General features: G+C 66.9%; 7 protein-coding genes and 1 pseudogene. 3 read left to right on the plus strand and 5 right to left on the minus strand.

What is annotated here, in order from left to right:
- Positions 1-245: 245 nt before the first annotated feature.
- The 3 genes from ACFF45_RS34510 to ACFF45_RS34520 form a co-directional block, all read right to left on the minus strand.
- Positions 246-1,184, minus strand: coding sequence for an alpha/beta hydrolase (locus tag ACFF45_RS34510; protein ID WP_381350951.1), 939 nt, complete (start codon positions 1,182-1,184; stop codon positions 246-248).
- Between the two features lie 79 nt (positions 1,185-1,263).
- Positions 1,264-1,845 (minus strand): nuclear transport factor 2 family protein, encoded by a 582-nt coding sequence (locus ACFF45_RS34515; protein WP_381350953.1) that lies wholly within the window; start codon positions 1,843-1,845, stop codon positions 1,264-1,266.
- 478 nt (positions 1,846-2,323) lie between these two features.
- Complete coding sequence (locus ACFF45_RS34520) at positions 2,324-4,882, minus strand: bifunctional 3-(3-hydroxy-phenyl)propionate/3-hydroxycinnamic acid hydroxylase (protein WP_381350954.1); 2,559 nt, start codon at positions 4,880-4,882, stop codon at positions 2,324-2,326.
- Between the two features lie 1,855 nt (positions 4,883-6,737).
- On the opposite strand from ACFF45_RS34520, the gene ACFF45_RS34525 reads away from it, so the two are divergent.
- The 3 genes from ACFF45_RS34525 (at position 6,738) to ACFF45_RS34535 (ending at position 9,038) form a co-directional block, all read left to right on the plus strand.
- Complete coding sequence (locus ACFF45_RS34525) at positions 6,738-7,490, plus strand: IclR family transcriptional regulator (protein WP_381350955.1); 753 nt, start codon at positions 6,738-6,740, stop codon at positions 7,488-7,490.
- Between the two features lie 65 nt (positions 7,491-7,555).
- Positions 7,556-8,218 (plus strand): nuclear transport factor 2 family protein, encoded by a 663-nt coding sequence (locus tag ACFF45_RS34530; protein ID WP_381350956.1) that lies wholly within the window; start codon positions 7,556-7,558, stop codon positions 8,216-8,218.
- 157 nt (positions 8,219-8,375) lie between these two features.
- Positions 8,376-9,038, plus strand: a complete 663-nt coding sequence (locus ACFF45_RS34535; RefSeq protein WP_381350957.1) for a TetR/AcrR family transcriptional regulator — start codon at positions 8,376-8,378, stop codon at positions 9,036-9,038.
- A gap of 96 nt (positions 9,039-9,134) precedes the next feature.
- On the opposite strand, the gene ACFF45_RS34540 is transcribed toward ACFF45_RS34535, so the two are convergent.
- Together ACFF45_RS34540 and ACFF45_RS34545 are read right to left on the minus strand one after the other, a co-directional pair.
- Positions 9,135-10,004: a thioesterase domain-containing protein gene (locus tag ACFF45_RS34540; RefSeq protein ID WP_381350958.1), complete on the minus strand. Its 870-nt coding sequence runs from the start codon at positions 10,002-10,004 to the stop codon at positions 9,135-9,137.
- A pseudogene (locus tag ACFF45_RS34545) lies at positions 9,978-10,184 on the minus strand (IS110 family transposase); the annotation flags it as partial. The pseudogene ACFF45_RS34545 and the gene ACFF45_RS34540, both read right to left, overlap by 27 nt.
- Positions 10,185-10,340 lie beyond the last annotated feature (156 nt).

Consider the following 10,340-nt stretch of genomic DNA (forward strand, 5'->3'; position numbering starts at 1 on the left):
GGCGCGCAGCTCGGCGAGCCGCGCGCCGAGCCGGGTGTCGACGTCCGGCGGGGCGCGACGCCCTCGGCCGTCGCCGCCGTGAAGGCATTCGCCGCCGGGAGGGCCATCACCTCCGGGGGACGAGCAGAGGCGCGAGAGGGGAGTCGGCTGCGTGAGCAGCTGCACGCCCGGTACGCCGGAGACCTGCCGGACCAAGTCGCCGCCGGACCCGCGCCGCCGAGGAGACGCCGGTGGCTCCGGAAGGGTTATGAGGCAGTGCCTGCTGACGGCGGTCCGGGCGGGGTGATGCAGCAGGACAGCGCGAAGGCCAGTTGGTCGAGCTGGAACGACGCGCTGCTGCGGTGGAAGTCGATGCAGTGGCCGGACGACGCAACCAGCCGGGCGTCGACGAAGGGGGCGGACACGAAGGCCTCCGAGAAGGCGGCGACCTGTGCGGCATCGGTGATCCACAACCGGTCGAACTCGCCCTGCCGGTAGTGCACCGGCACCGTGATCTTCGCGACCACCGACCGCACGCGCTCGATCCACCCTCCGGTGATGTCCAGCAGCTCGGCTTTGGGGACCGGGGAGTCGGCGACATGGCTGGCGGCCGGCATGTCCTCGTGAGAGGTCCACTCAGGCCCGAACATGACGAAGTCCTTGGTCTCGCGGGGCATCTCCACCACGGGCAGATCCGGCAACGCGGCCCACGCTTCTCCGGCCTCCGCAGGTGCCTCGAGGAGGCACCCCGAGATCGCGATGCCCAGCAGCGGCCACGAGGGTCCGCGCGCGGCGAGGGCACTGACAGTGGCCCCGCCGATGGAGTGGCCTATCAGTACGATGCCTGCCGTGCCGGCTCCGTGCTCCTCCCACAGTTCGCCGATCAGATGGTCGAGGACTTCGGCGTTGGCCAGGATGATCGACTCTCCCGGGTCGACCGGGGTGCTTTCCCCGTATCCCGGCCGGTCGATCGCCAGCACCGGCACGCCGACTGCCGTGGCACGCTCGAGCAGCGAGTACTCCGCTACGTCGAAGTAGGCCGAGGTGTAGGTGCCACCGGGCACGGCGATGACCAGCGGAGTGTCAGGGCGGACGGCCCCTTGGTCCGCCAGTCGGCCCCGTCCGGAGAAGGTCATGCCCTGAGCGGGGCCCGTGCTGCGGACCGTGTGTGTGAAGCGCTGGGTGCGGGTGTTGATATTCGTCATCGTCGTGCTCCGAGGTTGGAGGGCGGGCGGTGGCCCGATGTAGTAGGGCGGCGGTCCGGAAGCCGTTGGGCCGACAGCGTCAGCGCTCCAGCCAGGCGAAGATCGACCGGAGGAAAGCGGCTGCTTCCTCGGGTCGGTCGTCACCGGGAAGGTCGTCGGGGACCGTCATCTTCTGGAGCGCTGCCCGGTAACACAGGTGGCGGTAGGACCAACGGAACGTGCCGAGCAGCTCCTGGTCGATGTCCAGCGACACCCCGGGTACCGCCGGATCGAGGGTGTCGGCCTGGTTGATGGCGCCCAGCGAGACGATCCGCCAGACCTCGTCGCGCCGCTCCACCCGGTAGATCAGCCGCATGTACGAGGTGAGGAGTGCCTCGACCTCGCCCATCACGAACCAATGCGTGGTCGTGGAGGGGAGCTCGACGACGGCGCGATCGTCCGTCTGCTGGACGACCGGAGGGCTGAGCCGGTTGACCACCCGCCTTCCGGGGAGGTGCCCGGCCTCGCTCACCTCCACGAACTCCGGGCCAGTGCCATCGAACCAGCTCGTCGTCACGTGCGAGTCGGGGTGGTAACAGTCGCGCAGCTGGTCCCAGAGCCCCAGACCGCGCCCTTGGCGTTCTCGCAGCACGAGTTGCGAGATCGAACTGACCTCGTCCATCACATTACTCCTCACGTCAGCGGCGTGATCCCACGCCGCGCAGCAGGCGGAAGCCGGGGGCGCGTCCTGCGGTCGTGCTTGGCGGCGGTGCGGTGGAACCCCGGTACGGCGCCTGGATCGACAACTGCTGGTACCTGGTGAGCCCGGCTCGGAACGCGTCCCCCTGGGCCTGCGGCTCCCGCCTCACCGGGGGACATGTGCGGGTCGTTCCATCGACCAGACGTGTCCTGCCCCGATGCAGCGGACCTCGAAGGCCTTCGCGTGGGGGACGTGGTCGCGGGAGCACTCGAACAACTCACGCGGCCACGTCTTACCGCCATGACCCTCAAGGATCAGTACCAGGCACTTGAAGAGCGGGATCGGCGTCTTGCGATCCTTGCCTGCCCGAAGGCGGAACCGCTGTGGTACCGCGGCGCCTCTCGGGTCGATGCCCGGCCGAGAGGAACTCTCGGCTCACCAGGCGCCTGGTGGGGCGCGGCTAGCGGCGTGGTTCGACCGCGAGCGCGACGAGCGTGCTGATCTGCTGGTCGTCGATGAGGGAGCCGTCCCAGCAGAAGCTGAGCGAGTTGATCTTTCCGTCGTGGTCGAGCGTCACAGCAGCCGCGCCGCGGGGGACGTCCGTGCCGTCGGCGGTCCATTCGAACCCCCCGCCCTGCTGGGTGCCGACGATGTGGCTCAACATGGCTCCCTGGTACGGCAGGCGGCCCGCGGCCCGCCCGAGATAGCGCGCGACGGCGGCCCGGCCGCGGATCTTGGACCGCAGGGCGAAGTCCTCCAGTGTGACGTCGTAGGCCAGCAGATCCTTCAGCTCCGGGCCGGCACCCGACGAGATGGCGGCCATCAGGCCCTCGACCGCTGCCCCCAGCACGGGGGAGTGTTTCGGCTCCACCAAGTCCGCCTTGAGCGTCGTGGGGAACTGCTCGGCGGACAGCCGCAGCTTCTCGACCGCGGCCGCGCCGAATCCGCGGCCGTCCCAGTAATCGATGAAACGCGTGATCTTGCCGTCGGTGAAGTCGACGATCGCGATCGCACGGATCTCGCCGCCGAAGAGCTCGGGGCTGTCCATCATCATGACAACGGCGCCGGCCGTGGTGTCACCGATGATCTGGACCGGGTACGACCTGGCGCTCCTGCTCCAGAACGGCATGTACTTCTTCCACATGCCCTCCAGTTCCGCGTTGGTCCTGAATTGCCAACCGAGCGTCGCGTCGGCGTAGTAGGTCTGGTCCGGGTGGAAGTGGGCGTGGGTCTCGTTGATCTGACGCTTCGTCTTGGCCGTGAAGAACGAGGTGAAGAACTCCACCGCCGCATCGCCGGCGTACCTGACGTCGACGTCGCCGGGATAAGGCAGGGACGCGCGCACTGGGTCGCTCCCGATGGCGGCGGCCGGTGAGCGTCGTGCCTTGATGGAGCTGGTGTCGACAGTGCGGAAGGTCCAGCCGGCCTCGGTCAGCGAGCCGATGAGCCGGTCGACGAGTGCGGGGAGTTCGTCCAGCTCCGCGACCGCCCCGAAGACGTACTTGTCGGGGCGCTGGATGAAGGCGCGGACACCGTGCTTGCGGAACCACAGGTCGTACTCGCCGTCCAGGTCGACGTAGTAGCCGGGGCCGGGGCCGCGGGACACGTGGGCGAACTCGACGTCGAGCTCCTTGAGTGCCTTCAGCTGGACCTCGGTGAAGAGGTCCTTGGCGACGGCGTGCCGCGACACGATCTTCCAGCCGGCCCCGAACTCGTCGAGCCGGTCGACGCGCCCGTCGTAGGCGACGCGGGCCTGCGGCGACGGTCGACCGTCGACGAGCAGGCTCTCATCGGACTCGGGCACGACGAGACCTGTCCCGAGCCGGGGGAAAGCGGGAGCGGGAGGCACGTTGCCCATCCGCAGCATCTGGTCACGCCGGTGGACCTCCTCCGGGTCCCGGCTGTTCCACATGTCTCCCATACCGACACACATCTCGATCAGACGCAGGACATGTGCGCTGCGTTCACTCTGGAAGGTGTCGAGCAGAGCCTGGTCCGCCCCGCCACGCAGGACCGCGTCGAGCTTCCAGACGAGATTGGCCGCGTCGCGGATGCCCGAGCACATCCCCTGCCCCATCGTGGGGGGCATGGTGTGCGCGGCGTCCCCCGCGAACAGAACCCGCCCCTCCCGCCACTGGGGAGCGAGGGTGGCTTCGAACCGGTACACCACGTTCCGTTCGATGTGCCCGTCCTCCGGGGAAAGGTTCCACATCTCGAGCAGCTTCCAGCAGTTGTCCTCCTGGGCGAACTCGACGGGATCCTCTCCGTCGTGGAGGATGAACTCGAAGCGCATGTAGTTGCGCCCCTCCCAGCGTCCGGCCAGCTGCGGGCGCTCGGGATCGAGTACCTGGATGACCTCCGGCATGAGCTCCAGCTCACGGTCGGGATCATCGAGCTTGAAGTCGATCACCAACGAGTCCATCGGCGCGTAACCCAGCTCCGCACGCTCGATCCCCAGCGCCGAACGGACGAAGCTGTTCGCCCCGTCGGCACCGATCACGAAGGCGGCGTCGATGACCGTCGGCGCCGCGGTCCTGTCGTCGACCGACCGACAGGTCACCGAGGCCCGGTCCTCACTCTGGTCGACCCGCTCCGCGTTGACGCCGGTGATGACCCGGACACCGAGCTCCCGGACACGGGCGTCCAGGATGCGGTCGATCTCCGGCTGATAGGAGAGGTAGCTCTCCTTCCAGCCCGCTCCACCCTCACCGATATGGATGGTACTGAGGACCTCCATCTCGGGTGTGACGAGATTCCACATCAGCATCGGCTGGGCCACCAGTTCCACCTCATTGGCGACACCCAACTCCTGGAACACCCGCATCGTCTCACCGTCGAGGTGCCCGGCACGCGCCAGCGGATAGAGCGTGTGGTGGCGCTCCACGACGACGACATCGAATCCCCGCTGTGCCAGCAGCCCGCTGAGAACCATACCGACCGGGCCGTAGCCGACGATGGCGACATCGCACGAGATGCTCTCCGGCATCGCTGTGGCATCGGGGTCCAAAGTGACGGACATATGAATAGGTCTCCTTGCTGCCTCTAGCTGACTATGGGCGCACTGGTGGCTGTCGCTGAGTTGCGAGGACCACTCGCCCTGATCTATCTGGAACGTTCATGACGGAACCGTTTCCCTGACGTTACGTGCGGCTTCAGATGCTGTCAAGGAGGTTCACGCACCGTGGACAAAGGCAGCGCGGCGCGCTGATTCGCGGCGTCCTGAGCACGAATCGGGTCGGCATCCGACATGCACAGAAGCCGACCGGCCGGACTGCCGCCTCGAGATCGCACACAGCGCCTCGCCCAGCTATTGCAACAATCGCCGTGGCCTCGCAGACTCCTCTGAAGACAGCTCGAAGAGGTCGTTCGCCCGGAACGAGAGCCGGCTGCGGGATGCGGCGATTCGGCTCAGTCGACGATCTCGGCGTGGTCGTGGAGTTCGCGGTGCCGGGGGGGGTACGCCGATCCGGGCTTGCCGGGATGCGCGACGCCGATTCGTTGACGTTGCCCGTCGGCTAGTTGAGCCTGTTAGTGACGTACAAAGGGAACGAAGACCAAATCCGCCTTCGAGGACTCCATTCCATGCCGATAAGACGCCGTGCCCTTATAAAGGCAGCGCCTGGTAGACGAATGACGAACGAGGCGTCGTCCGCCTGGATTCGTGTGTTTACGTGACCCCTCACCACCGTCCGGACACTCACTGTGGAGAAAGAAGTGCTGAACGGGATTTCGGTGACCGGAGTCGCCGCCACGCGAAAACTGTCAGCCACCCAGTCTCAACCGACTCAGTCGAAGTCGTACATGTGGCAGGCGACCTGTCCACGTCCGATGTCGACCAGACGCGGTCGGGTGCCGCAGATGCTCGGGACGTGGTGGCACCGGCCGGCGAACGGGCATCCGGTCTCCGGCGGTCCACCCACCTCGACCGCGGTTGTTCCCGGGCTCTTCGGCGCACCTCCCGACGGTCGGCCTGCCGGGCCGGGCCGGGGGCCGGTGAAGCGCTGACGAGGGAGACCTCGTAGGGGTTCGTCTGCGACGGCGGCGGCGCTGCCGGTCTCCGTGAAACGGCCACGGCAGAGGACGACGACCCGGTAGCTGATGTAACGGACGACGTCGGAATCGTGGGAGATGAACCAGTGGCTCAGGTCTCGCTCCTGATGCATCTCGCGCAGCAGATCAACCTCCCTGTTTCGCGTCGCGTCGGTGAGCTGGTCGGATGGTGGTGAAGCGGTGATTTCACCGTCACGCGAAGTGACACCCCGCCTCCACTGCCCCGGGCGCGGTACCACCCCACTGATCTCGATGCCACCTCTCCGTCTGGCTCGCCTGCGCCGCCGGCGGTCGGCGCGGCGACCGTCACCGTCGCAGCCGGTGCCGCGCACACCATGTTCCGACATCTGCTCACCGTTGGTCTTCCCATCAGTAGGACTGGGCCTCGAAGGCCGTCTGGCTCAGGGCCACTCGTTCCGAGGGCGGGGCGCCGTCCGGTTCGAGCCCATGCACCGGCGCTCAGGTTCGATGGCCGGTTCAAGCGCCATTCATCGCAGCTGAGACCTTTCGTTACAGGTGGGCCCGGACCGTCCGGGAAGGTCACGGCCCACGCGGCCGAGCCGGTCAAGGCGCGCCCAGGACCGGCACACGACCGGACCGGGGTCCCGCCGTGCGCGCCGGGTGCTCGTAGGGGATCGCAGCACCTCGTCGCCCCGCAGGTCCCGATTCGAAGTCGGCGGCGTGGAAAGCCGTGTCATGGCAGGCTCCCTGCTCGACGGATCATTCGGTCCTTCTCCGAAGTCGCCGCGGTCGAAGGTATGAGAACCGGGTCACAGTGACAACGAGCCACTGCCACTGGGCGGCAACGGCGCTAAGGTGCCCCCATGGCAGGGCGTACATCCACACCGGGGGCGACGGTGACAGGCCGGGTCTTCACCGTGCTCGAGACCTTCGCCGCGGAACGGCCCATTCAGTCGCTCACCGAGGTGTCCCATCGCTCGGGGCTGCCGCTGTCGACCACCCGACGCCTCATCGGTGAACTCGTGGCACAAGGTGCCTTGGAGCGTCTACCGAACGGTACCTACCGCGTCGGCATCCGGTTGTGGCAGCTCGGCTCGATCGCCCTTCAGCAACGCGGCCTGCGGGAAGCGGCTTTCCCGTCGATGAACGACCTGTACGAAGCCACGCGCGAGAACGTCGAACTGATGGTCTTGGACGGCACTGCGGCGCTCTGTGTGGAGAAGGTCTACGGCCGCACGTCCGTACCGAGCGACACCAAGGTCGGCAGCTTCGTACCACTGCACGCCTCGAGTGTGGGGAAGGTGCTGCTCGCGTTCTCCGCCCGAGAGGTGCTCGAGCGCACCATCGATCGTGGGCTCGAGCGACGGACGCCGCTGACGCTGGTCGAGCCCGAACGGCTGGCGGCCGCGTTGACGGACGTACGTCGGTCCCGAGTCGCCTTCGCCCGGCAGGAGATGGCCTTGGGCGTGGTGGCTGTCGCCTCACCCATCATCAATCGGACCACGGGCGAGGTCGTCGCGGCGCTCGGCCTCATCGCCAGGGCGGGCACCTCCCTGGAGCGGCTCGCCCCCGCCGTTCATACCGCGGCTCTCGGCATCTCGCGCCTTCTCCGTTGACGAACTGCCACTGAGTGGCAACGTTCGCTGGACGCAGACGCGTACGGACCCAAGGATGCCCGAGTATGAAGATGCACGGAGATCCGCTGGTGAGCGACTACAGCCGGGACGTCCTGGAGATTCGACAGGTGGTCGAGAACTGGGCGGTATGGAGGGACTCCGGGGCCTGGGAGAAGTTCGCTTCGGTCTGGCACGACGACGGATACATGTCGGCAACCTGGTTCCAGGGTTCCGCTCGAGACTTCATCGACGCGAGCCGTCAAGGCTTCGCCAACGGCGTCCGGGTCAGTCACTTTCTCGGTGGTACCGCCGTCGAAGTGACGGGTACGCGCGCCGTGAGCCAGACCAAGATGACGATCACACAGCGCGTCGACCTCGAAGGTGTCGAGGTCGACGTGGTCTGCACCGGTCGCTTCTACGACTTCATGGAACGTCGAAACGGTGTGTGGGCGATCGTGCGGCGACAGCCGATCTACGAACAGGATCGACTGCAGGCGGTCGACCCGTCGGCCTCTGTCGAGCTGGACCAGACCTTGCTGGCCAAGTTTCCGGTGGGGTATCGGTATCTCGCTTACGTGCAGACCGCCAACGGTATGCAGGTCGCCCAGGGCGAAGCAGAGCTACCCGGTCTCGTCGGCGCAGCGGTCGAGCGCCTGTACGACGAGGGACGAGCCTGGCTCTCCGGTTCGATCTCAGCAGGGGTTCCCGTGGCCCCTCAATCGATGTGAACTCGTCCCTACGGTAGATCGTGGACGCCCAGAGACTGAGACATGATGTCGCAGAGGAAATAACGAAACTCGTGGCGTGAGCGTCGGGTGTCCAAGATCCCGGGGAATCTTCAGTCCCCTGTCGGTCGAGTTGATGGCACTGCCTATAATGAGGGTCATGACCACCAATGCTTCGCCGAAGAACAAGCGAGTCGAGTTGGGCGAGCGGTCGAGGGAGATGATCCTCGACGTTGCTACGCGGCTGATGTCGGCACGTGGTTACGAGGGTACTAGCATCTCGGCCATTGCGAAGGAAGCCGGCCTGCCGGCGAGTTCCATCTACTGGCACTTCTCGTCGAAGGTCGGCATTCTCACGGCGGTCATGGAACGCGGGAACGCCGCGTTCCACGCTGAGGTCTCCAAGATGGAAAGCCCGGCAAAGGGTTCCCACTACGACAAAGTATTGGCGATCTTCGAGCAGGGCATCACAGCCTTGGAGCGTAATCCCGATTTTGTCCGCCTGCAGATCATCCTTATCCTCAACTCGCCGGCTGGTACGGTCAACGAAGCTGTCATACGGATGCGCGCCCAGGCAAGAGACGGCATGCGATCAGCCCTCGAGCAGGCATTTGAGGACCTCGGCCGCTCACAAGCCGAGGCCGTAGCAGCGAGCCTCGTCGAGTTCGTGAGTGCCTGTTTCGAAGGTATATTCCTGGCCCGTCAAGCCGCCTCGCCCGCCACTCACCGCCTCATGCAGCAGCTCGCCCACGCCACAGTCGCTCTTGCGGACACCATCATGTCGTCGGACACAAACCCTCGTAAAGCAAACTCAGGCAACTGATCCGCCCGGGAGCGCGGGTGTGGGAGGAGGGGGGCACCACAGAACTAACGAAAACCTCAGTGACATCTGGAAGAACCAGCTCCGACGTTCGGTGGACTACTGCGTCGTCCGGTTGATCAGACGGGCGAGTTCGGTGACGTACGGTGGCTCGAACAGGGTGAGGTGGTCTCCTTCCAGGACGTGGTGGGTCAGCCGGGCGGGGGCACAGACGCAGGGCCAGGAGCGGATCGCGGCGCGCCGGAGGTCCCCGTCCTGTTTGCCGGCCTGGACGAGTGCGACCGGGCCGGCGTACCGCCACGGGCGGTAGGCCCGGGCGGCCCGCAGATGAGCACGGTTGGTGCGCCGTCGGAGGTCCAGCCGGAGCAACTCGGCGGCGCTCATGTCCTTTTCCGCCGCTACGGGGCCCGGCTCCTCCCGCTCGTCGTCCTCGTCGAACTCCGGGAGCTGTGCGGAGAGGCAGCTCTCGACGAGGAAGACCATCTCCACGCGCTCGCCCTGCAGTTCGAGCAGCCGGGCCATTTCGAAGGCCACCAGCCCGCCCATAAACCAACCCAGCAGCAGATACGTGCCGGTCGGCGCCACCGCGCGTACGGCCGCCAGATAGCGGGCGGCCAGCGCCTCGACGCTCCGGTCCTCGTGGTCGGCACCGCCCGCCGATGTCTGGAGGGCGTACAACGGGCCGCGAAACTCGGGGCAGGGGGCGAGATGGCGGAAGCCGGTGGCCTCGCCGCCTGCCGGGTGGACGCAGAACAGCGGGGTGCCCTCGCCGAGGGGCCGTAGTGCCACGATGTCGTCCGGAAGGGCGTGCGGGACGGCGTTGCGCGCCTTGAGCAGCCGGGCCAGGTGCCTCGGCGTGGCCGCCCTTCCGGGCCGCCCCACCTCACGATCCGGCTCCGGCCCCGCCTCCGGTTCTGAGAACCGTCGGCCCTCGTAGTGCCAACCGATGGAGGCCGGCTGGTCGACCACGACGAGCACGGTTCCGTGCTTGGCTTGCAGTTTCCCGAAGACCTCGCGGAGCTTGGGTTCGCTGTTGGGCAGCCGCTTGTCGAAAGCCTTCTTCCCGGCCGGGGTGACGGCGGTGGCGTGGTGTTCGCCCTTGCCGACGTCCAGGCCGAGGAGGGCGCCGATGTCACTGACGTCGATCACGTGCGTCCTCTGGTCGTCCTCGCCCGGCCGTCCCACGGCACCGATCGCCACATCCACATGACGAAGAGCCTCTCGACCTGCGGAAAGGCCGGTGGTCATGCCCCTAAGGGCTTGCAGATCATCAAGGTGTTGCTTCCCGTCCCATGGCTCGTTGAT

It is taken from the genome of Streptomyces cinereospinus (assembly GCF_042430725.1).
Classification (GTDB): domain Bacteria; phylum Actinomycetota; class Actinomycetes; order Streptomycetales; family Streptomycetaceae; genus Streptomyces; species Streptomyces cinereospinus.